The sequence below is a fragment of the Micromonospora sp. NPDC050495 genome (assembly GCF_040655175.1).
Classification (GTDB): Bacteria; Actinomycetota; Actinomycetes; order Mycobacteriales; family Micromonosporaceae; genus Micromonospora.
Genome location: NZ_JBFAJK010000026.1, coordinates 33,048 through 55,777, shown reverse-complemented (window position 1 = coordinate 55,777; position 22,730 = coordinate 33,048). Strand labels below are relative to the sequence as shown.

18 protein-coding genes are annotated in these 22,730 nt (G+C 71.8%); 3 read left to right on the top strand and 15 right to left on the bottom strand.

Annotated features, from left to right (window positions below):
• Positions 1-194: 194 nt before the first annotated feature.
• Positions 195-1,130 carry an oxidoreductase gene (locus AB0I11_RS22970; RefSeq protein WP_357323968.1) on the bottom strand — a complete coding sequence of 312 codons (936 nt, stop codon included), beginning with the start codon at positions 1,128-1,130 and terminating at the stop codon, positions 195-197.
• A 102-nt stretch (positions 1,131-1,232) separates the two neighbouring features.
• On the opposite strand from AB0I11_RS22970, the gene AB0I11_RS22965 reads away from it, so the two are divergent.
• Entirely contained in the window at positions 1,233-1,868 is a 636-nt protein-coding gene (locus AB0I11_RS22965) for a TetR family transcriptional regulator (RefSeq protein WP_357323965.1), read from the top strand.
• Between the two features lie 87 nt (positions 1,869-1,955).
• Positions 1,956-3,251 (top strand): cytochrome P450, encoded by a 1,296-nt coding sequence (locus AB0I11_RS22960; RefSeq protein WP_357323962.1) that lies wholly within the window; start codon positions 1,956-1,958, stop codon positions 3,249-3,251.
• Positions 3,252-3,302: 51 nt separating this feature from the next.
• On the opposite strand, the gene AB0I11_RS22955 is transcribed toward AB0I11_RS22960, so the two are convergent.
• Both AB0I11_RS22955 and AB0I11_RS22950 read right to left on the bottom strand, forming a co-directional pair.
• A complete protein-coding gene (locus AB0I11_RS22955) occupies positions 3,303-3,890 on the bottom strand; it encodes a DUF305 domain-containing protein (protein WP_357323959.1) in 588 nt (195 codons plus the stop codon).
• Positions 3,881-7,771 (bottom strand): GDSL-type esterase/lipase family protein, encoded by a 3,891-nt coding sequence (locus AB0I11_RS22950; RefSeq protein WP_357323956.1) that lies wholly within the window; start codon positions 7,769-7,771, stop codon positions 3,881-3,883. The genes AB0I11_RS22955 and AB0I11_RS22950 overlap by 10 nt, the downstream gene beginning before the upstream one ends.
• A gap of 432 nt (positions 7,772-8,203) precedes the next feature.
• On the opposite strand from AB0I11_RS22950, the gene AB0I11_RS22945 reads away from it, so the two are divergent.
• Positions 8,204-8,776 (top strand): GNAT family N-acetyltransferase, encoded by a 573-nt coding sequence (locus AB0I11_RS22945; RefSeq protein ID WP_357323953.1) that lies wholly within the window; start codon positions 8,204-8,206, stop codon positions 8,774-8,776.
• 61 nt (positions 8,777-8,837) lie between these two features.
• Here the strand turns inward: AB0I11_RS22945 and AB0I11_RS22940 are convergent, their stop codons facing one another.
• From AB0I11_RS22940 to AB0I11_RS22885, 12 genes are all read right to left on the bottom strand, one after another.
• Positions 8,838-9,800, bottom strand: a complete 963-nt coding sequence (locus AB0I11_RS22940) for a formylglycine-generating enzyme family protein (protein WP_357323950.1) — start codon at positions 9,798-9,800, stop codon at positions 8,838-8,840.
• Positions 9,801-9,802: 2 nt separating this feature from the next.
• The gene (locus tag AB0I11_RS22935; protein ID WP_357323947.1) at positions 9,803-11,299 is read right to left on the bottom strand and encodes an arylsulfatase; all 1,497 of its coding nucleotides are present in this window, start codon (positions 11,297-11,299) and stop codon (positions 9,803-9,805) included.
• Positions 11,296-12,930: a hypothetical protein gene (locus tag AB0I11_RS22930; RefSeq protein ID WP_357323944.1), complete on the bottom strand. Its 1,635-nt coding sequence runs from the start codon at positions 12,928-12,930 to the stop codon at positions 11,296-11,298. The genes AB0I11_RS22935 and AB0I11_RS22930 overlap by 4 nt, the downstream gene beginning before the upstream one ends.
• 30 nt (positions 12,931-12,960) lie before the next feature.
• Entirely contained in the window at positions 12,961-14,358 is a 1,398-nt protein-coding gene (locus AB0I11_RS22925; RefSeq protein ID WP_357323941.1) for a sulfatase, read from the bottom strand.
• On the bottom strand, positions 14,355-15,245 hold the full coding sequence (locus AB0I11_RS22920; protein ID WP_357323938.1) for a carbohydrate ABC transporter permease: 891 nt from the start codon (positions 15,243-15,245) through the stop codon (positions 14,355-14,357). Before AB0I11_RS22920 ends, AB0I11_RS22925 begins: the two co-directional genes overlap by 4 nt.
• On the bottom strand, positions 15,242-16,141 hold the full coding sequence (locus tag AB0I11_RS22915; RefSeq protein WP_357323935.1) for a sugar ABC transporter permease: 900 nt from the start codon (positions 16,139-16,141) through the stop codon (positions 15,242-15,244). The genes AB0I11_RS22920 and AB0I11_RS22915 overlap by 4 nt, the downstream gene beginning before the upstream one ends.
• Entirely contained in the window at positions 16,138-17,538 is a 1,401-nt protein-coding gene (locus AB0I11_RS22910) for an extracellular solute-binding protein (RefSeq protein ID WP_357323932.1), read from the bottom strand. Before AB0I11_RS22910 ends, AB0I11_RS22915 begins: the two co-directional genes overlap by 4 nt.
• A complete protein-coding gene (locus AB0I11_RS22905; RefSeq protein WP_357323928.1) occupies positions 17,535-19,598 on the bottom strand; it encodes an ADP-ribosylglycohydrolase family protein in 2,064 nt (687 codons plus the stop codon). Before AB0I11_RS22905 ends, AB0I11_RS22910 begins: the two co-directional genes overlap by 4 nt.
• A complete protein-coding gene (gene rbsD, locus AB0I11_RS22900) occupies positions 19,598-19,987 on the bottom strand; it encodes a D-ribose pyranase (protein ID WP_357323923.1) in 390 nt (129 codons plus the stop codon). The genes AB0I11_RS22905 and rbsD overlap by 1 nt, the downstream gene beginning before the upstream one ends.
• Positions 19,980-20,918 carry a ribokinase gene (locus AB0I11_RS22895; protein WP_357323917.1) on the bottom strand — a complete coding sequence of 313 codons (939 nt, stop codon included), beginning with the start codon at positions 20,916-20,918 and terminating at the stop codon, positions 19,980-19,982. The genes rbsD and AB0I11_RS22895 overlap by 8 nt, the downstream gene beginning before the upstream one ends.
• The gene (locus AB0I11_RS22890) at positions 20,915-21,934 is read right to left on the bottom strand and encodes a LacI family DNA-binding transcriptional regulator (protein ID WP_357324001.1); all 1,020 of its coding nucleotides are present in this window, start codon (positions 21,932-21,934) and stop codon (positions 20,915-20,917) included. The genes AB0I11_RS22895 and AB0I11_RS22890 overlap by 4 nt, the downstream gene beginning before the upstream one ends.
• A gap of 277 nt (positions 21,935-22,211) precedes the next feature.
• On the bottom strand, positions 22,212-22,703 hold the full coding sequence (locus AB0I11_RS22885; protein ID WP_357323914.1) for a carboxymuconolactone decarboxylase family protein: 492 nt from the start codon (positions 22,701-22,703) through the stop codon (positions 22,212-22,214).
• Positions 22,704-22,730 lie beyond the last annotated feature (27 nt).

The window sequence follows — 22,730 nt, the reverse complement described above, 5'->3', positions numbered from 1 at the left end:
AGTGGCGGTCGACGCGGCACCCTGCCGGCTGGTCCGCGGTGCCGGTCGTCCGATCGGCGCCGCGGCCGGCTCGACCCGCCGGGGTAGGCGCCGGAGCGCTGCGGGGAAGGTGACGACTGGTGTCGACGGTGCGGGGCCGACCAGGCCGTACCCGGAGGACCGTCGCGGCGCGCGCCGGGCCGGCACGGTACGGGTCAGACCGCGGCCGCGAAGGCGAACCGCACCCCGGTCGCCTGCTCGGACAGCTCCCACAGCCGGCGGCCGTTCGCCGGGTCGGTCGCGGCGGCGGCGAGCTTCACCGGCCTGGGGTGGCCGCGCAGCTCGGCGATCCCGTCCGGGCCGATGAGCTGGCCGGCCTGGGCACCCGGATCGGTCGCCGCGTAGAGCTGCGGCCAGGCGCCGCGCTCCACGGGCTGGGCGAGCATCGGGTTGCCGAGCCGGCCGAGCAGCAGCTTCCACATCCCGGTGGTGGCCGCCGTCTGGAGGTTGGTCGCGGTGTAGCCGGGATGGGCCAGGATGCTGCGTACGGGGCTGCCCGCGTCGGTCAGTCGGCGGTGCAGCTCCCAGCCGAAGATGGCGTTGGCGAGCTTCGACATGTTGTAGAAGCCCATCGCCGAGTAACCGCGCTCGCCGGTCAGGTCGTCGAAGCGCATGCGCCCCTGGCGGTGGTTGGTGGAGGTGACCGTGACGACCCGCGGGTCCCGGCCGACGGTGAGCAGGTCGAGCAGGAGGCCGGTGAGGGCGAAGTGCCCGAGGTGGTTGGCGGCGAACTGCACCTCGTGCCCGGCGGGGGTCAGGGTCCGCGGTGGCGCCATCACGCCGGCGTTGTTGATCAGCACGTCCACCCGGCCGTGCTCGTCGTGCAGCCGCTTGGCGAAGCTCCGGACCGAGTCGAGGTCGGTGAGGTCGACGCCGTGCACCCGCACGGTGGCGCCGGGCGTGCCGGCGGTGACCTCGGCGGCCGCGCGCCGGCCCTTCTCCTCGTCCCGGACGGCGAGGACGACCTGTCCGCCGTGCGCGGCGAGTGCGCGGGTGGTGGCGAGCCCGAGGCCACTGTTGGCTCCGGTCACCACGAAGACCCTGCCGTCAAGGTCGGGAATCTGCTCGGCTGTCCAGCGTTGGCGCGGCATACCGGGCACTATGGCAGTCGTGGCACTCAGTGTCAAGGTGCCCGTGAGTGCCAGGTCTGGCATCGCGTATCATCGGGGCGTGAGGGCACCCCAGCGATGAGCATGGCCGAGCGGAAGCGCCAGTTCGTGACCGACGAGCTGGTCGAGGCCGCACTACAACTCCTGGCGCAGCGCGGCTTCCACGCCGTCACGGTCGACGACATCGTGGCCGCCGCGGGCGTCTCGCGGCGGACCTTCTTCCGCTACTTCGCCTCCAAGGAGGACGTGGTCGTCCAGTTCCTGGCGGGGATGGGCGCCGCCATCGTCGAGGCGCTCGCGGCCCGCCCGGTGGACGAGCCGCCGTCCGTGGCACTGCGCCACGCCGCCTGGGTGCCGGTCGCGGCCTGCGCGGATCACTCCGACCGGGCCCTCCCGGTGGTCCGGCTGATCATGCAGACCCCCGCCCTGCGGGCGCGTTACCTGGAGCGCCAGACGCAGTGGCGCGTCGGGCTCGCCGCCGAGCTGGCGACCCGCCTGGGGCTGGATCCGGAGAGCGACCTCTACCCCACCTTGGCCGCCGGGATGACCCTGACCGCGATCGACGCCGTACTGCAGCGCTGGCAGGCGGGGGACGAGAAGGATCGGCTGGCGGACCTGACGGAGCGGGCCATGGCGATCATCGCCCCGGCGCTGGACGCCCCCGTGACGCCGGCCGACCGACGCCGTACTCCGCCAACTGTCCGAATCCGGGGCGAATGACGTGAAAGGCCATGAAGGACAGCGAAGTCGACGCATCGCCGATAGGTTGACGGACCCGTTCGCTCGAACGTCTGTCGAGGTGTTGCCATGTCCGATGTCGACGTCGCCGAACTTCCGGCGTTTCCCTTCCTGAGCCCCCGGGCCCAGCCGTTCATCCCGGTCGGCGAGCCCGACCTGGCCCGCCTGGACGGGCCGGTGACCAGGGTGCGGCTGCCCTTCGGCGGCTGGGCCTGGCTGGTCACCCGCCACGCCGACGTCCGGGCGCTGCTGCGGGCGCCCGGACTGAGTTCCAACCCGTACCGTCCCGGCTTTCCGGTGCTCAACCCGATCCCGCCCGAGCAGGAGAGCGCTGCGGGGGCGTTCATCTACCTGGACGGCGTGGAGCACAGCCGGCTGCGCAAGATGCTGCTGCCGGAGTTCATGCTCCGCAACATCCGGCGGATCGAGCCGCTGATCGAGCAGACCGTGGTGGACGCGCTGGAACGGATGCGGGCGGCCGGGCCACCGGCCGACCTGATCAGCTCGTTCGCCTTGCCGGTCACCTCGATGACCATCTGCCACCTGCTCGGCGTGCCCTATGCCGAACACGAGCGGTTCCAGCGGCAGAGCCTGGCCATCATGGACCGGGCCTCCGGACCGGCGGAGATCAACGCGGCCCTCGCCGACCTCGGCGCCCTGATGTTCGAGCTGATCCAGGCCAAGCGCGTCGAGCCCGGTGACGACCTGCTGAGCCGGCTGACGGTCGACCATGTCGTCCCCGGGGAGCTGGGCGTGGAGGAGCTGCTGGGCATCGGCATGCTGCTGCTCATCGCCGGCCACGAGACCACCGCCAACATGATCGGGCTCTCGGTGCTCGCGCTGCTCGAGCATCCGGAGCACCTGGCGGCGCTGCGCGACGACCCGGAGCGGGCGCCGGACCTGGTGGAGGAGCTGCTGCGCTACCTGACCGTGGTGCGCGCCGGCCTGCCCCGACTGGCGCTCGAGGACATCGAGATCGGCGGCCAGCGGATCCGGGCGGGCGAGGGGGTGGTGGCGATGCTGCCGCTGGCCAACCGCGACCCCGCCGTCTTCCCGGACGGCGACCGGCTCGACCCCGGGCGCGCGGACGTCCACCAACACCTCGCCTTCGGGTTCGGCGTCCACCAGTGCATCGGGCAGCCGCTCGCCCGGGCCGAGCTGCGGATCGCCCTGGTGGAGCTGGCCCGCCGCCTGCCCGACCTGCGGTGTGCCGTACCGGCGGGCGAGGTGCCCTGGCGCCCGAACGCGGTGACCTTCGGCCTGGCCGAGCTGCCGGTGACCTGGGCGACGCGGGCCGCGCCGCCCGGATCTGGCGACGCGGCCCGCGCGGGTGACGCGGGCGCGGATCGGGCCGGCCGGCGCTGACCGCTCGGCGGCCGGCCGGGTCGTCCCCGGCCGGCCGCCGATCACCGCGAGCTAACCGGCCGCTCCGTTCAGCCGCCGCAGCGTGGCCTCCAGGCCGGCGATCTGCGCGGTGGCGCCGCCGGCGGTCGTCGTCGCCAACTGGGTCACCGGGCCCGAACCGGCCGCGGCCAGCCGGGTCGAGGCCAGCCGCTGCACCGCCCGCTGGTTCTCCAGCAGCGACGAGACGAACCGCAGGTCCAGCTCGGCACCGGCCGGGGCGTTCGGCCAGGCCGACGCCGATCCGGCCGGACCGGACGGGCGGCGGCCCCAGCCGCTCAGCAGGGCGGTGGCCCGCTCGATCTCCCCGGGATAGACCGTCACCACCCCGGACGCCAGGCCGGCGACCTCCCGATCACGGGCCTGGTCCCGCATGGCGGTGGCCATCGCCACCGCCTGCCTGCGCCGGGCCAGCAGCCCGTCGACGAAGACCACGTCCGCCTCGGTGAACGCCGCCGGGGAACTCATGCTGCCCGGCGCGCCCGGCACCGTCCCGTGCGGGCTCGGGCGCGGCGTGACCCGATCGGGGCCCCCGTCGTCGCACCCGGCCAGCAGCAGGAGCCCGGCCAGCAGGGCGGCGGCCTTCCGGTACGTCAGGAGCATGTGCGTCGCTCCCCCGGGCTGTCGTACAGGCCGTCGATCTGGTACTGCCCGCAGGTGACCAGGGTCCGCCAGTCCTCGACGCCGTTGGCGGTCAGCTTCGGGTAGTGGATCACCTCGTAGGACGGGAAGTGGTCGGTGGTGAGCCGCGCCGCGCTGACGCCCTGCAGGTCGACCCGGGTGTCGATGTGGGCGCTGAGTGGCCAGATGCTGTTCGTCTGGGAGTTGCTCGCCTTCCAGTTGAAGGTCAGGGCACTGCCGGTGCCGCTGTACCAGAAGTAGTTCAGGCTCACCGTGTCGAGGTCGTCCGCCGGCGAGGAGGAGTTGACCACCGGCAACGCGTCGACGCAGGCACTGAAGACACAGCTGCCCTGGGCGAGGACGCCGAACCTGCCGTACCGGTTCCCGGGGCTGCCGTCCGACGCCCAGGCCACGTGGATCCGGGCGCTGGCGTACGGGCGGTAGTCGGGGTTGACCCGGCCGTCGCTGATCGGGTTGTACGGGAACTTGTCGCCGATGTAGGCGCGGGCCACCAGGATGCCGTTGCTCGGCGCGGCCGGCGCACCGTAGACCGACCGCCGGTCCTTGGACAGGACCGAGCCCTGGAAGTAGCGGTACTGGGCCTGGAAGAACAGGGGATTCGTCATCAACGGCGACATCAACGCCTCGCTCGAGCGGGAACCCGTGCGGCCGTACTTCGTCGCCGCCACCTGGAAGTGGTGGATCCCCTTGTCGACCAGGTACTCCATGGTGAAGCTGGTCCCGGTCACCGGGAACGGCAGCGGAGTCATCGCCGCGTCCTCGTCCGGCCGGCTGCTGACGCCGTGGTAGATGATGTAGCCGTCCGCGCCCGGCACCGCGTTCCACTTGAGCTTCGCCTCGTAGGCCCCGCCCTGGCTGGCCGTCAGGCCGGTGGGCGCCGCCGGCAACAGGATGGTCACCCCGACGGTGTTGGAGTACGCCCCCCGTTGCAGGCCGTTCACGGCCTGGACCTTGAACTCGTACCGGTCGCCGGGAACCAGGAACTTGGCCTGGAAGGTCGGCCCGGAGACCGCGAACTCCAACTGGCTGAACGCCTGGCCGGCGGTGACGTCGCGCATCCAGATGTAGTAGCCCGTCGCGGTGCCGGAGCGGCCCCAGGACAGGGACGCCTCGCCGAGCTTCGGGGTCACCGAGAGCGTGCCGACCTGCGGCGTCGGGCCCAGTGGCACCACCGCGACGGTGTTGGAGTAGCCGCCGGCGATGTAGCCGTCGACCGACTGCACCTTGAACTCGTAGGTGGCCCCGTTGACCAGGTTGTTGGCCACGAAGTAGCGGTAGCCGATGGCGTACGGCAGCCGCTCCCACGACTTGCCGAAGGTGATCTCCCGGACCCAGATGTAGTAGCCGGTCGCGCCGGAGGCGCCGGTCCACTGCAGGGTGGCCTTGTGGTCGCCGCCGGTCACGGTGAGCGTCTCCGGTCCGGCGGGCGGCGGCGCGGTCGGCCGTACCGAGACCGCCGCCGTGGTGCCGCCGGCGATCAGTCCGTCGTACGCCTGGAGCTTGAACTCGTAGGTCGCGCCATTGATCAGCGAGCCGGCCGTCCAGGAGTCGTCACAGATCGCGATCGGCAGCTTGGCGAAGCTCTCGCCCGCGGTCACGTTCCGCGTGTACACGTATACGCAGGTGGCGTTGGCGGGCATGCTCCAGGTGAGCACCGCCTCCCGGTCGCCCGCCTTGGCGACCAGGTTGGTGGGTGCCGGTGGCGCCGGGCCGGTCGGCCGCGCGGTGACCGTCGCGGAGTAGCCGCCGGCGATCAACCCGCTCTCCGACTGCAACTTGAACTCGTACGTCGCGCCGTTGGTCAGCAGTTCGGCGGTCCACCTCGTTCCCGACACCGCGAAGGGCAGCCGGGTGAAGCTGCTCTCCCCGGCGCTGACGTTGCGCATGTAGACGATGTAGCCGGTGGCGTTCGTCGCGGCCGTCCAACTCAGCGTCACCTCGCGGTTTCCGTTGCTGACGCTCAGGTTGGTCGGGCCCGCGGGTGGCGCCACCGTCGGGCGCACCGACACGGTGCTGGAGAAGCCGCCCTTGACCAGCCCGTTGACCGACTGCAACTTGAACTCGTACGTCGCGCCGTTGACCAGCAGGTCGGCGAGCCACTGGGTGCCGGAGACCGGGAACGGCAACTCGGTGAAGTCGCTCTCGCCGGCGGTCACGTTGCGCATGTGCACCAGGTAGCCGGTCGCGTTCGCGGCGGCGGTCCAGCGCAGCGTCGCCGTGCCGTTGCCGGCGGTGGCGCTGAGGCCGGTGGGGGCGGCGGGCGCCGCGATCGTCGGACGCGCCGTGACCACGTTCGACAGGCCACCGTCGATGAGCCCGTTCGCAGACTGGAGCTTGAATTCGTAGGTCGCCCCGTTGACCAGGTCCTCGGCCGTCCACTGCGGGCCGGGCACCGGCCACGGCAGCCGGGTGAAGGAGGTCTCCCCGGCGGTGACGTTGCGCTGGTGGATGTAGTACCCGGTGGCGTTCGCCACCTCGGTCCACTGGAGGCTCGCCTCGCCGTTGCCGTTGGTGACCCGCAGGTCGGTCACCCCGGCCGGCGCGGGTCCGGTGGGGGTCACCGCCACCGCGCTGGAGGTCCCGCCCGCGATCCTGCCGTTGAGGGACTGGATTTTGAACTCGTACCGGGCGCCGTTGATGAGCCCTTCGGCGACCCACGGCGACGCCGCCACCGGGTAGGGCAGCTGGGTGAAGGTCGTCTCGCCGAGGGTGAGGTTGCGCATGTGGATCAGATAGCCGCTGGCGTTCGGCGCGGCGGTCCAGCTCAGGGTGGCCGAGCGGTTCCCCGGCGCGGCGCTCGGCGCGGTGGGCGCGGCCGGTGGCGTCCCCGGCACGGTGAGGGTCACCTCGTTGGAGGTCGCCCCGGCGTCGTTGCCCTTGGCCGCCTGCACCTTCCACTTGTACGTCGCGCCCGGCACCAGGTCCGTCATGTGCCAGGGGTTGTAGTCGGCGGTCAGCGGGATGGGCAGCTTCGTCCACTCGGCATTGAGCACGTCGTCCTGGGTCCAGACCCAGTACTGGTTCGCCCCCACCGACGGGGTCCAGGACAGGTCCGCCTTGCCGGCCCCGGTGGAGACGACCGACGCGACCGGCGCCTGCTGCGGTCCCAGGGGCGGTTCCTGATACGGGCGCGGGTAACTGGCACCCACCGCGAAGCGGCTGGCGAGGACGTCGGCGAAGGCGGCGGCGATCCGCAGCTCACCGCGGGCGTTCGGGTGTACGCCGTCCCAGGTGTGTTCGCCGGGCACGAACTCACCGGTGGGATCGGCCACCACCACGGGTGAGGCGGTGGTGGTCAACTGGGCGGCGACGGTCACCAGCCGCTGGTTCACGTCCGACACCTTCGCCGCGAAGGCGGTCTCGTCCGCGGCGCGCTGCGTCGGCAGGAGCTTGCTGAAGACCAGCTTGACGTTGGGGTTGCCGAGCCGCGCGTTGGCGATGAAGGTCCGCAGGTTCGCCTCGACCTGGGCCGGCGTGTGCGACAGCCAGACCAGGTCGTTGATGCCCAGCAGCACCAGCAGGTAATCGGGCCGGTAGGTGGTGACCCGGTCCCGGATCACCCCCACCTCGGTGTCCAGGGGCTGACCCCAGGTCGCCTCGTGGTCCTGGTCGAAGGCCGGGTCGGCGTAGGTGTGGTCCTCGTCGCCGGACTCCGGCGTCATCATGTTCTCCAGGCCGGTCTTGGGCCCGACCAGGTCCACGGTCACGTTGTTGGCGACCAGATGCTTGTACAGCCGGTAGCGCCAGGTCCAGTCCCCGCTGCTGCCGTGCGAGATGGAGTCCCCGACCACCATCACCTTGCCGGCCGTGCTCGCCGTCGGCACCACGGCCTGGGGTGCCACCCGGGCCGGCGCGGTGGAGGTGGGAGACGGCGGGGGCGCGGCCGACGCCGGGGGCGCAAAAACCATTCCCGTGAGCAGTAAAAGGGCGCAGAGCATTGCCAACCGACATCTCATAGATGCCTCTCCCCGTGTGGCCGGACCTCGCCCGGATGGTCTACTTCTTATCGATCAAGACCATCAGCGTCAACGACGCATAACGATTTTCTTTAAAGCATTCATCCGGCCTTAAGGGGCGGCAGCCCGCCAAAAGACAATTCCGCGTCGCTTCGGGACATTCCGTTTCGCGCGACGGTCCACCGCGGCCACGGGGGCGGGTCCGCGCTCGCCCCGCCGCCGCGTGTCGGGCCCGTCCTGGAATCCGCGGCGGGGGTGACCGACGACGTGCTCGAACCCGGTTGATCGGCCAAAGGCCGGGGCGGGATCATGACGCCCATGGCGCTGCCCACTCCCACCCTGCACACCGCTCGGCTCCGGCTGCGCCCCTTCGGCGACGCGGATGCCGACGACCCCTTCGCGCTGCACCGCGACCCCCACGTGTTGCGCTACTGGGACGCGCCGCCATGGCGCGAACCCGAGCGGGCCGAGCGGTTCATCGCGGCCTGCCGGCAACTGGCCGCCGAGGGCACTGGGGCCCGGGTGGCCGTGGACCGCGCCGCGGACCAGACCTTCCTCGGCTGGTGCGGCCTGGTCCGGTGGAATCCGGAACACCGCAGCGCGACGCTGGGCTACTGCTACCGGCAGGCGGCGTGGGGCCGGGGGTACGCGACGGAGGCCGCGCACGCGTTGCTGCGGTGGGCCTTCGACACGCTGGACCTCAACCGCGTCCAGGCGGAGGCCGACACCCGCAACGTGGCCTCGGCCCGGGTGCTGGAGAAGGTCGGGTTCGTGCGGGAAGGGACGCTGCGGGAGGACTGCGTGGTGAACGGCGAGGTCTCCGACTCGTGGGTCTACGGGCTGATCAGGCGGGAGTGGCAACCGTCACCGGAGCCGGACCGGGCCCGCTGACTCCCCGCGCCGCCGCCCGGCGTCCGGGTGGGTCGCCTCGGTTTCCCGCCCCCGGAGCGGCTCAGGCGTCCACCGCGCACCGGAAGCCGGCGTGACCGGTCGTGCTGTCCGGCGTGGACGAGGTACGCGCCGACACCCGGTAGCGGTTGCAGTAGGACTCGTGGCAGAGGTACGAGCCGCCACGCATGACCCGGGTCATGCCGGCTGACGGGCCCACCGGGTCGATCCGGGTCGCCGGCGAGGGCTCGGCGTGCCAGTCGGTGCTGAACCAGTCGGCACACCACTCCCAGACGTTGCCGCTGGTGTTGTAGAGGCCGTGGCCGTTGGGCCGGTACGCGCCCACCGGCGCGGTGCCGAGGTGGCCGTCCTCGCCGGTGTTCCGTCGTGGGAAGTCGCCCTGCCAGATGTTGCAGCGGTGCTGGCCGCGCGGGGTGAGTTCGTCGCCCCACGGGAGGCGGGCCTGGTCGAGGCCGCCCCGGGCGGCCTTCTCCCATTCGGCCTCGGTCGGCAGGCGCTTGCCGGCCCACGCGGCGTAGGCGGTCGCGTCGTTCCAGGACACGTGCACCACCGGGTGGTTCGCCCGCCGGGACACGTCCGAGCCCGGTCCCTCGGGCGCGCGCCAGGACGCCGCCTCCACCGGGAGCCACCACGGCGCGCCGGGCACCTGGCCGTCGAGCACCCGGTGCGCCGCCTCGCCCCGGACGAACAGGTGGAACACGTAGGACCAACCGAACCGTTCGGCGTCGGTCTGGTAGCCGGTGGCCTTGACGAACGTGGCGAACTGCGCGTTGGTGACCGCCTTCGCGTCGATCCGGAACGCCGCGACCGACACCTCGCGCACGGGTCCCTCGCCGTCGTCGGGGAAGACGTCGGGGTCGTCGCTTCCCATCCGGAACGGGCCGGCCGAGATCAGCACGGTGCCGCGCGCGGCCTGCTGCCGGTCGACGACCCGCACCGGCACGACCGGTGCGGGTGCCTCGTCGTCGTGCGGGCGGCGGGCGGGGGAACAGCATGCGTGGGACACGATCAGACCTTCGATAGGGGTACGTCGAACGCCAGCCCGCTGGTCTCGTCGCGGCAGATCCCGCGCAGCTGGTCGTAGAGCGCGGCCACCACCTCGGGCTCGGAGTCCCAGCGGTCGGTGGTCTCGCGCGGATCGGCGCCGAGGTCGTAGAGCTGGCCGCGCGGGTGGTCGGCGTCCCACGGCGGGTTCTCGTGCGCCTTGCCGGAGCCGGAGCTGAACAACGCGTCGATCGACGGCTCGGAGAATCCGCCGCCCGAGCCGGGCGCGAAGACGGCCTTCCACCGGCCGGCCCGCAGCGCGAACCGGCCGCCGAGGCTGTGGTGCACGATCGGGCGGTCGGCCGGTGGCGGCGGCGCTGCTCCGGTGAGCGCGCCGAGGAGGTCGACGCCGTCCTCGGCGGCGCCCGCGGGCAGGGTCGCGCCGGCGGCCGCGGCGGCGGTGGGCAGCACGTCGGTCAGGCAGACCGGCGCGCCCAGCTCCCCGCCCGCCGGGATGCGACCGGGCCAGGACGCGACGAACGGCTCCCGGTGGCCGCCGTCCCAGAGGTCGCCCTTCTGGCCGCGCCAGTCGCCGTTGGGCCGGTGCTCGGACATGTCACCGTCGTCGGTGAAGATCATGGGAGCGCCGTTGTCGCTGGTGACGATCACCAGGGTATTGTCGCGCTGACCACGTTCGTCGATGGCGGCGACCAGCTGCCCGACGATGTCGTCGACCAGGCAGACCCCGTCGGCGCGGTCGCCGAGCCCGGACCGCCCGCGCACCCCGTCCGGCGGGACGACCGGGCGGTGCGGCGCCGAGGGCGTGACGTAGCAGAGGAACGGTTGGTCGGTCGGCACCGAGCGGATCCAGCGCACCGCCTCCGCCGCGAAGCGGACATCGACCGCGTCCTCCCGGAAACCGGGCGCCTGGAGGCCGGGCCGCTGCTCGGTGAGGTACTCCCCCTTCTCCCGGTCCGGGACGCCGAGGGTGCGGTCCTGGTCGATGAACGCGTACGGCGGCATGTCCAGCGAGCCGGCGATGCCGAAGAAGCGGTCGAAGCCGAGTGCGGTCGGGCCACCGGTGATCGGCGCGGTGTAGTCGATGTCCCGCCCGAAGTCCGTCTCGACGTCGTCGTGCAGCCGCGCGCCCGGGGCGAAGGCGTCGCGGACCGTGCCGTCGGTGTGGCGCCAGCCGAGCCCGAGGTGCCACTTGCCGAACGCGCCGGTGGCGTAGCCGGCGTCGCGCAGCACCGACGCGAGGGTCGGCCGGCCCGGTTCGATCAGCGCCGGACCGTGGCCCATCAGCACGAAGTTCTTCAGCGGCCCGCGCCAGGCGTAGCGGCCGGTCATCAGGGCGTAGCGGCTCGGCGTGCAGACCGCCGAGGCGGAGTGCGCGTCGGTCGCGCGTACGCCCCGGGCGGCGAGCGCGTCGATGTGCGGGGTGGGGATCGCCGAGCCGTAGCAGCCGAGGTCCCCCCAGCCCAGGTCGTCGGCGAGGACGACGACGATGTTGGGTCTCATGTGCGGCAGCTCCCGTCGGTGCTGCGGTAGATCCGTACCGCGTTGGTGGTCGCCGGATCGAGGATGAAGTTGCCGGCCTGGACGTTGTTGAAGCAGACGCCGTCGGCGTACACGTTCTGGAAGTTGATGTTGCGCATCTTGTGCGTGCCGTCGAAGCCCTGCACGACGTTGGGCTTCTGGTACGTGGTGTACGCGTGGATGTTGCGGAAGATCAGTTGTTCGATCTCCCCGTGCCCGCGCGCCGGGTCGTACCACTTGTTGTTCTCGATGGTCAGGTAGAACAGCCGCCAGTTGGCGTTCTCGATCCGGATGTCGTCGAAGAGGTAGCGGGACAGCGTGCCGCTGCCGGCGTGCAGCGACCGGAAGATGCCGGACTTCTCGATCTGGTAGTGCTCGGCGTGGATCACGTCGTTGTCGTGCACGTGGAACGTCTGGCTGTTGTCGTGGATGTTCCAGCTGATCATGAACGGTGCGCCGTTCTCCAGCTGCCAGATGGTGTTCCCACGGGCGGTCGTGTCGCCCCAGAACAGCTTGATCGAGTCGTCGTTCGACTTGACGAAGTTGTTCTCCAGCAGGCTCTTGTTGCCACCGACCATCCCGTCGGTGCTGTACCACCAGGACATCGTCTTGACGTTGTGGATGGTGGTGTACCGGGCCAGCGCGCGCACGTTGAACCGGGGCGCGTCGACGAAGGTCACGCCCTCGACGAGCAGGTTCGACGAGGACTGGTCGGCGATGTCGATCATGCCCGGTTGGTTCTTGTTGAGTTCCTGGCTCCCGGTGTCCATGAACAGGCCGGAGATGATGCCGCGGCCCTTGATGGTCACGTCGGAGACCGGCCCGGTGGCGATGAACGCGGCGGAGACGAACGCCCCGCCGGCGACGTAGATGGTCTGCCCGGAGGTGATCGGCTGACCGGCGCCGACGGTGTGCACGCCGGGCCCGAAGTAGCGCACGTTCGGGTCACCGGGGTCCGGGACGTCGACCTCCGGCGGGTTGGCGAAGACCAGCATCGGGTGCGGCACCGGGTTGTGGATCTCGGGCGCGAACTCGACCGAGAGATTGCCGGGCCGGGTGAGGGTGAACGTGCAGGTGCTGCCGCTGAAGCTGGTCGCGACGGCCGCCGAGTACGGCCGGACCAGGCAGCCGGTCGCGCCCGGCCGCGCCCGGGTCACCCGCACGGTCACCGCCCCGGAGAACGAGAACGAGGTCCACGACGTGTCCAACTCCCGGTTGGTGTCGGTCTTGCGGGCGAGCGACTGGTAGACGAACGACGGCACCGGGCCGCCCGACTGCTCGACGGTGACCGTGTACTGGTCGGAGGCCGGGATCCCGGCCGGCCCCGGATAGGTGGTGAGCTGGTCGGGCGTGCCCGGCGCGGGATAGATGTCGCCGTAGGGCAGCGCCGCCCGGTGCGCCGCGATCTCGTCGACGGTGGCCGCGGTCGACGCGGTGATGCTGTCCGCGATGTCGTCGACCACCGGCACGTCGCCGCTGATCTGGGTGATCGTGCCGCCGAAGTCGTACTGCTTGCCGGTGTAGGGGGCGCCGTCGGCGTGCGCCGCGCCCGCCGGGGCGAGCGCCAGGGCGAGGACGGTGGCGGTGGCGAGGAGGGGAAGGCCGCGTGGCATGGGGGTACCCGCTTCCTGGTCGTCGGGGGGTCAGCCGAAGCGGCGCTGGAACTTCGCTTCCGGGTCCCACTCGTTCAGGCCCGGCGCGCCGAACGCGGGGGCCAGGACGTAGTGGTCGTGGGTCTCCACCAGCCGGTCGCGGAGCAGCGCGTGGTGGCGGCTCACCTCGGCCGCCTGCGCCGGGTCGTCCACCAGGTTGGTCATCTCGTAGGGGTCGTTCTCCAGGTCGAAGAACTGCCAGGGCCGGCCGCCGTGCGCGTCCCCGAGGACCGTGTACTTGTAGCGCCGGGTCCGGATCCCGCGCCAGGTCTCCTCGTGGAACGGCAGCCCGGGCCGCATCTCCGCGACGAACTCGAGCAGTACGCCCTCGCGCGGCACGCCGGCGGCCTCGCCCCGCACCACCGGGCTCAGGTCGAGCCCGGGCTTCGGCGCGGCGGGGGTGACCCCGGCGAGGCCGAGCAGGGTGGGGAACAGGTCCTCGGTGCAGACCGGATCGGCCACCGTGGCGGCGACGGCGGGGCCGCCCGAGACGATCAGCGGGACGCCGAGGGACTCCTCCCAGGGCCGCTGCTTGGCCAGCAGGCCGTGCGACCCGAGCAGTTCGCCGTGGTCGGCGGTGAGCGCGATCACGGTGTTGTCGAGCTGCCCGTTCTCGCGCAGCGCGGCGACCAGCCGGCCGATGTTGTCGTCCAGGTTCTCGATCATCGCGTAGTAGACGCGGAGGTCGTCGAGCAGGTCGCGGCCGTGCGGTCCGCGCTTGTTGTACTGCTTGCCCAGCTCGACGTTGTCCCGCAGCACGATCTCCCGGTCCCGCCAGCGCTCCAGGTACGGTTCGGGCGCCGTGAAGATCGGGTGCGGCGGCTCGACCGAGAGCACCGTCGCGAACGGCCGGTCGACCTCACCGAGGTGCGCGATGGCCAGGTCGAAGAGGCCGTCGGTCTGGAAGCCGTCGATCTTGTGCGGGGTCGGGTCGTCCTCGTTCCAGTAGTACGTGTCCCACGGGTCGTTGCAGATGTCGAACCCGGCGAACCGCTGGAACCGCCCCTGGAAGGGCCGCGGCACCGGCGTCCGGGACGCCTTCACCACGTTGTGCCCCGGGTAGTGCCCGAAGTTGCCGTAGAGGTGCCACTTGCCGAACAGCGCCGTCGCGTACCCGGCCTCGTTCAGCTCGTCGGCCAGCGTCCGCTCCGCCGGCGACATCCGCCACTCGATGGACGGGATGAAGCGGGTGTGCGCGTACTCGCCGGTCATCAGCGAGAACCGGTAGGGGACGCAGACCGGATAGGTCGAGGAGGCGGCGTCGAACCGGGTGCCGGCGGCGGCGAGCGCGTCGATGTGCGGGGTGTTGACGTTCGGGTCCCCGTAGCAGCCCAGCGCCTGGCGCCGCAGCTGGTCGGCGATGATCAGGATGAGGTTGGGACGGCTCATTTGATACCTCCGGAGGTCAGGCCGCTCACGAACTTGCGCTGCAGCACCAGGAACAGGATCACCACGGGCCCGAGCATGAAGATCGCCGCGGCGCTGGTCAGACCCCAGTCGGTGGAGTACTGGTCCTGGAACGCGAGGAAGCTCGTGGAGACGGGCCGCAGCTCGGGGGTGTGGATGAAGGTGATCGCCCAGAAGAACTCGTTCCACGACCAGAGCGCGACGATCAGCGCCACGGTGAGGAATCCCGGCCGGGCCAGCGGCAGCACCACCCGCCAGGCGATCTGCAGGCTCGACGCGCCGTCGAGCCGGGCCGCCTCGGTGAAGTCCTTAGGGATCTTCAGCAGGAACGACCGCAACAGCAGCGTCGCGAACGGCGCGTCGGTCGCCCAGTAGATGACGATCAGCCCGAACAGGTTGTCGGTCAGGTGCAGCTGCGTCCAGAGGAAGAACAACGGCACCAGGAACAGTTGTACGGGCAGCGCGCTGCCCAGGAACAGGTAGGCGACGACCGCCCCGCCGCCGGGCACCCGCAGCTGGCTCAGCGCGAACGCGGCCAGCCCGGCGACCAGGCAGGTGCCGAGCACCGAGCCCAGGCAGATGATCAGGCTGTTGCGCATCGTGGTGGCGAAGTCGCCGCGGGTCCAGGCCTCGACGAAGTTGTCGAGGCTGAACGAGGTGGGCGGCGCGAGCGGGTTGGAGCCGATCTCGGCGTTGTTCTTGAACGCGTTGAACAGCACGGCGACGAGCGGCCCGATCGCGAACAGCGCGAGGACGATCAGCACGACGTAGTGCGTACCCCCGCTGAGCCGCACGCGACGGCGGCCGCGCCCCGGCGCGCTCGGGGTGGCCCCGGCGGGCGCCGGCCGGTCGACGGTGGTGGCGGTCATTCGTCCTCCCATCCCTTCTTCCGCATCCACTGGTAGACGGCGAGGATCACCGCGGTGACCAGCGTCATCGACAGGCCCAGGGCGGCCGCGTAGCCGGCCGAGTACTCGTTGAACGCCTGCTTGTACATGAGCGTCGAGACGACCTCGCTGGACCCGGCCGGCCCGCCCTGGGTCATGATGAAGATGTAGTCGAACGCCTTCAGCGACCAGATCACCGTCATCAGCACGATGAACACCATGGTCGGCCGGATGCCGGGCAGCGTGACGTTCCGGTACTGCTGCCAGCGGCTGGCGCCGTCGACCTTGGCCGCGTCGTAGAGCGCCGGGTCCACGCCCTGCATCGCGGACAGGAAGATGACCGCGAGGAAGCCCCACCAGTGCCAGTCCACGACGAAGTTGACCGACAGCAGCGCGGTGCTGGTGTCACCCAGCCACGACTGGTCGATGCCGAACTGGTGGGTGATGCCGCTGGTCGGCGACAGCAGCATCTTCCACACCGCCGCGTTGACCACGCTGGCGACCACGTACGGGATGAAGTAGAGCGCCCGGAACAGCATCTGGAAGCGCCGGACCTGGCTGAGCAGGTAGGCGCCGAGCAGCCCCATCGCCATCGGCACGGTCAGGAACAGCACGAACCAGACGAGGTTGTGCAGCAGCGCCTGGTGGACCTTCGCGTCGCCGAAGGCGGTGACGTAGTTGTCGAGGCCGATGAAGGTGGCCGGCCCGAGCCCGGACCAGTCCGTGAACGAGTAGTAGACGGTGGCCACGGACGGTCCGAGCACGACGAGCAGGTTGAGCACCAGCAGCGGCGCGAGGAAGGCCCAGCCGACCACCGCCGCGCGCAGCCGTGCGCGGCGGGCGCCGGACGCGGTCAGCGGCGCGGCGGTGGCGGTCACTTTCCGGACCCCTTGGCGGGCAGCTGCGGCAGGTTGCCGTTGGCCTTCTCCTCGGTGAACATCTGGTCGATCTGCTTGCAGTACGCGGCCGGCGTCAGTTTGCCGGTCAGCACCTGCTCCAGGCCCTCGTAGACGAAGACGTCGGTCTTCGGCGGCCACCAGGTCCAGGTGACGAAGCCGTACTGGCCGTCGGCGACCGCCTTGTTGAGCGAGGTGAGCACCCGGCCCGCGCGCGGGTCGATGCTCGACGGGATGTCGCCGTCTGCGAAGTCGATCGGGATGTTGTACGTCGAGGGGACGTCGGCCATCCGCTTGAGCGCGGCGGCCCGGTCGCCGTAATACCAGTTCAGGTACTCGGCGGCGGCGTCCTTGTTCTTGCTCGCCTCGTTGATCGCCAGCGAGCCGCCGATGCCCATCTCGAACAGCGGATACTTCACCTCGGACCGCAGCGCGGGCACCGGCATCCAGTCCCAGTCGTTCTCGTTCTTGGCCTTCGCCCCGAAGTACTGGCCGACCTGGCTCATGAACCAGTTGCCCTGCGGGACCATCGCGACCTTGCCCTTGCCGAAGTTGGCGCCGATCTCCTGGGACGGGACGGAGAAGTACTTCTCCACGCTGCCGCCGATCCAGCCCTTGTCGAAGTAGCTCTTGATCAGCGCGACCGCGTCGACGAACACCGGGTCGGTGAACTTGATCTCGCCGGAGAGCGCCTGCCGCAGCGCGTCCGGGCCGGAGTAGTGGTTCCAGAAGACCGTCATCAGCCACTCGCCGGCGGCCTTCCAGTCGACGTTCGACGAGCCGAACGGGACGATGCCCTGGCCGGCCGCCTCGGTGGCGAGCGCCTCCAGCGACGCCCGGTCGGTCGGCTGCTGCCAGCCCTTCTGCGCGAACAGCGTCTTGTTGAAGTAGAGCAGCATGGTGTCGACGCGCATCGGCAGCGCGTAGAGCTTGCCGTCGGTGGTGAACGCCTCGACCGCCCAGCTGGACAGCTTGTCCTTCCAGCCGAACTTCTTGGCGTACGGGGTCAGGTCGGCCAGCACGTGCGCCTTGCTCCACGCAATGGTCTGGGTGGCGCTCGGCCCGCGCACGATGTCCGGGCCGGAACGCGACTGCAACGCGGTCTGCACCAGCCGGCGCAGGTCCTCGCCCTTGTAGAAGGTGGTGTTCAGGTCGATCTGCGGCTTGGCCTTCTCGAAGACGGCGGCCACGTTGTCGGTGAAGTACTTCTGGTTGACGTCGCCCTGGATGTCCAGCCACAGGTCGACCTTGCCGGTGCCGTTGCCGGCGCCGCCGCCACTGTCCCCACCGCAGCCGGAGAGCAGGCTGGGGGTGGCGATACCGAGAGCGGTCAGGCCCGCACCGGCGAGGAACCGCCGGCGACTCAGCGAAGCGGTCACGATGTCTCCTCAACGGGAATGGGGGTGATGCGGACGGTCTGCGTGGCGGCGCGCCCCTGTGTGACGAGGAGCGCGACGCCGCCGCAGCTGAGCGCGTCGTCGTCGAGGTCGAAGAGCACCCGGTCGTCGACGCTGGCGGTAAGACGGGTACCGGCCACCCGGATGGCGAGCCGGTAGGTGGTGCCGTACTCCCAGGGGAAGTCGCGGCTGCCGAGCACGGTCTCGTGGCGGACCAGCTCGACCCGGTCGCGGCCGGCCAGCCGCAGCGCGTAGTAGCGGGTCAGGCCCTGCACCCGGGCGGCGAGGCCGGCGGCCTCGGCCAGGTGGGGGGTGACGTCGGCGTGCACGGTGTAGTCGCGCCAGCCGCGCTCACCCTGGACGAGCAGGCCGGTGCCGCGGTTCTGCACGATCCGGAACGGCTCCGGCCAGTGCGGGTCCCAGCGGTCGACGGTCCGCACCCAGGCCCGCCGCCACATCGCGTCGGCGGCGCTGCCGTGCCCGGTCCCGGCGGTGGCCGGGCGGGTCAGCGTGAGCGTCGGCGCGCCGTCCCAGGTCAGCGACTCCAGCTCGACCGGCCCGGTGGCGCGCAGGCCGACGTACGCGATCGGCTGGCCGCCGAGGTCCGGCACCCGCCAGCGGATCTCGCTGCCGGCCGCGGCCGGGCCTTCGACCCAGCTCAGCGTGTCGCCGTCGTCGGCGTAGTGCCCGAGGACCGGGCGGACGTGCACGCCGGCGTCGGCCCGCAGCCGGGCGTGGACGGTCTGCCCGGGGTACAGGGTGGGGCTGGCGATCAGGCCGTAGATCGGCATGGCGCGCGCCTCCGGCGGGATGAAGGTCGGCGTCGCGACGGTGACCTCGGGGGTGGCCGGTTCGACGGCCAGCCGCCCGCCCGGGTTGTGCACCCGGGCCGTCCCGGCCAGGACGGTGAATCCCTGCACGCTGCCCGGGAGCGAGAAGTGGAACCGGGCGCCGCCCTTCGTCAGGTCACGCGCCGGCTGCCGGGCCCAGGCCCGGCCGTGTCCGGCCAGGGTGAGCGCCTCCCGGGCCACGTCGGTGACCGTGGACCCACCGTCGGTGCTCGGCAGGTACATCCGGTCGGCGACCGGCCCGCGGTAGTCCGGCCCGGCGCCGTCGATCCCGGCGAGGCCGCCGAGGACGCCGCAGATCGCGCCGACGTCGCCCGCGTTGGAGTCGGTGTCCCAGCCGGAGGTGTTGACCACCGTCATGGCGGGCAGGAACGCGCCGCCGCTGCGGGCCACCGCGTGGATCACGGTGGCGTGGTTGGGCACCACGTGACAGTTGCCGCCGTAGCTCTGGTAGCCGTAGCGGGCGTCGATCCGGGCCCGGGTGGTCGTCCAGTCGGTGTCGGCGGCGGTCCACTCCCGCACGTCGGCGATGACCCGGTGGATCAGGCTGTCCTTCGGGATCAGCGCCACCGCGGTGTCGAGCAGCCGGTCCATGTCGGTCTCGGTGAACGCGCCGGCGACCAGCGCGGCCACCACCCGGGCCGCGTGGATCGACTCGCCGTCGTGGCTCACCCGGGCGGCCCGCTCGGCCAGGTCGGCGGCCGCCTCCGGGTCGCCGGGACGGGTCATCGCGAAACCCTCGACGAAGATCTGCGCGCCCACCTGCTCGGCCACGACCAGGCCGTTGCGGGCGATCGACCCGCTGTCCGGTGCGCGGACCCCGTCCTTGAGGTGCAGGTACGCGGTGTGCTCCGTCGAGTTGCCCACCCCGCCCCACCAGAGCACCGACTGCCCCTCGGCGATCTCGTTCAGCCAGGTGTCGCCGATCTGGGCCGAGCTGGGTTCGATGCCGTGGTCGCGCAGCGCCCGGGGGAACATGAACGTGCCGCTGATGTCGTCGTCGGTGACCACCAGCAGGTGGTTCTTCAACGCGAGGTCGGTGCGGTGGTTGACGTAGCCGGTGATGTCGCCCAGCTCCGCCTGGATCCGTTCGAAGCGCCAGCCCTCGAAGGGGCGGCCGAGGTAGACGGCGATCACCTTGCCGAGCACGCCGGCGTAGACCCGCTCCTCGTAGTCGGTCGGGAAGTCGGTCATCAGAAGGGAACCCCCGCTCGCAGGATGACGTTGGCGTACGGCGTCGCCTCGCCGGTACGGACGACGGCGCACGCGCTGCGGCAGGCCGCCTTGAGGTCGTCGTGGCTGGTCGTCTTCACCGGGATACCGGCGAGCCCGGCGTGCAGCCCGGCGAGGATGCCGGGGTCGGTCAGCTCCCAGGCCACCGTCGCCTCCTCGACGACCAGGTCGGCGGTGATCGCGGCGAGCACCGGCAGGAAGGTCGGGATGCCCCGGGCGACGCCGAGGTGGACGATCTCGACGCCGGGCGGGACCGGCAGGCCGGCGTCGGCGACGACGATCGTGTCGGTGTGGCCCATCCCGGCGACCAGGGCGGCGAGCCGGGGGTGCCAGAGGCCGGCGTCACGCATGGCTGAGCTCCGGGTGTGCGGCACGGAACCGGTCCAGCTCGGCGCTCGTGGGCAGCGCCGACTGCGCGCCCATCCGGGTGGTCGCCAGGGCTCCCGCCGCGCAGCCGCGGCGTACCGCCTCGGCGAGGCTCCGGCCGTCGGCCAGTGCCGCGGCGAGCGCGCCGACGAAGCTGTCGCCCGCGCCGGTGGTGTCGATCGCGTCGACCGGGAAGGCCGGGTGGCCGGTGGCGCCGGTGGCGTCGGCGTGTATCGCGCCGCGTTCGCCGAGGGTGATCACGCAGGCCGCCGGACCGAGCGCGCGCAGGGCGACGGCGAGGCTGGCCCAGTCCGTGGTGGGGGCGCCGGCCAGCCGCAGCGCCTCGCCCTCGTTGACCACCAGCACGTCGACGTGGCGCAGCAGCGTGGCCATCGCCGGCGGTACCGGGTCGGGCAGCGGCGCGGCGTTGAGGACCACCCGGGCGCCGGCGTCGCGGGCGTGCCGGGCGGCGGCGAGGCAGGTCGCCAGCGGGATCTCGAGTTGCAGGACGAGCACCACGTCGGGCCCGAGCGTGGCCGGCAGGGCGGCCAGCGCGTCGTCGGTCAGCCGGGCGTTCGCGCCGGGCGCGACGACGACCGTGTTCTCCCCGGCCGCGTCCACGACGATCAGCGCCACGCCGGTCGCGGTGCCGGCCACCGTGGTCAGGTGCTCGGGCGGCAGCCCTTCGGCGGTGAGCGCCGCGCGCACGTCGGCGCCGAACCGGTCGTCGCCGACCGCGGCGAAGAACAGGGTGGCGGCGCCCAGCCGGCGGGCCGCGACGGCCTGGTTGCAGCCCTTGCCGCCGGGTCGGGCGGCGATGTCGTCACCGAGCACGGTCTCGCCCGGCGCGGGCAGGTGCGGCACGGCGACCCCGAGGTCGAGGTTGGCGCTGCCGACGACCACGACACGGCTCATGACTTGTCTCCCTCGCTCGGCGCGTCACCGCCGGGTGGATCCGGGCACCCGCACGACCCGCGGCGGATCAGCGCGACGGGCAGCACGTCGGTCGGGCTGGTCGTGCCCTCGTGCTGGGCGAGCAGGTGGGACAGCGCGGCCCGGCCGATCGCGGCGAACGGCTGGGCCATGGTGGTCAGTGCCGGGGTCGAGTAGGCGGCCCCGGGGATGCCGTCGAACGAGGCGACCGCGATGTCGTCCGGGCAGCGCCGGCCGGTCTCGTTGATCGCCCGGAACACGCCGGCGGCCTGCTCGTCGCTGGCGACGAAGATGGCGTCCGGCGGTTCGGGCCGGGAGAGCAGCTCGCGGGCGGCCTGGTAGCCGGCGCGCCGACCGAACGCGGACTGCACGACCGACATCGCGCGGCGGGGGACGCCCTCGTCGGAGAGCGCGTCCCGCCAGCCGCTGACCCGGTCGTGGGCCGGCATGACGTCTTCGGGGCCACCGATACAGGCGATCCGGCGGCGGCCGTGCTCGATCAGGTGCCGGGTCGCCAGGTAGGCCCCCCCGCGGTTGTCGACCAGCACGCTGGGGGCGCTGGCGCCGGGCACCTGGCGGTCGAGCGAGACCCAGGGGGTACGGGAGCGTTGCAGGTCGGGGAGGAACCCGGCCGGCCCGTGCGCGGGGACGATGAACAGCCCGTCGACCTGCCGGGCGAGGAAGGTACGCACGTAGGTGGTCTGCCGCTCGTCGTTCTCCGCGGCGTTGCCGATCAGCAGCGTGTAGCCCTTCGCGAACGACTCCTCCTCGATCGCGCGGGCCAGCGCGGCGAAGTAGGGGTTGGCGTTGTCCGGGATGACCAGGCCGAGGGTCATGGTGCGGCTCATCCGCAGCGACCGGGCGATGCCGTTGGGGCGGTAGCCGAGCTGCTCGACCGCGGCGAGCACTTTTGCCCTGGTCTGTGCCGACACGGGGCGCGGCCCACCATTGAGGACATAGCTCACCACCGCTGGCGAGGTGCCCGCCAGCCGGGCCACATCCGTCCGCCGAACCGTCACGGGACCTCCGGTCAACACGAGTTGCGCTCGATGTGCCAGGAATCATGTGACGGGCACAGTGGCGAACGCAACACGTGTTGAATCCCCGTAACCTGACCGAGACCTGTGACGAGCCGACCCCGGTCCGCACCGGCACCGCGGCGCGCCGGTCGACAGCGCGGAGATCCCGGCCGGATACCGGATCCGGCCGGGATCTCCGATGCCGCGGGTCGTCGTCTCGGCCCGCCGTGGGCGGCCCGGGACCTGGACACCGGCCTCAGTCGTGCCGGCGGATGGCGGTCGGCCAGCAGCGGGTGGTCACGCCGATCGTGTTCCACGTGTTGATCGCGATGACGAGGGTGAGAAGCGCCGCGGCGCCCTCCTCGCCGTACGCCTTGGCGAGGGCTTCGACGGTCGACGCCGGCACCTTCGTGCTGGCCAGCAGGGTGACGTCCTCGGCGAAGTGGAGGGCGGCGCGCTCGGCGGCGGTGAACAGGTTGGAGTCGGACCAGATGGCGACGGCGTCCACGCGTTGCGGCGTGACGCCGGCCCGGCGGGCGGCGCGGGCGTGCATGTCGACGCAGTAGGCGCAGCCGTTGAGCTGGGAGGCGCGCAGCCGCACCAGCTCGCGCAGCGCCGGGTCGATGCCGGCCTGGTCCAGCTCGGCCGTGGCGGCCTCGTCCAGGTCGTTCACGACGCGGGCGAAGGCGGGTACGAGGGCGTCGAAGTCGAGACGCGCGGGGATCGGGACGTACTCGGTCGCTGTCATGCCGAGGACGCTAGAACTCGATCGCAC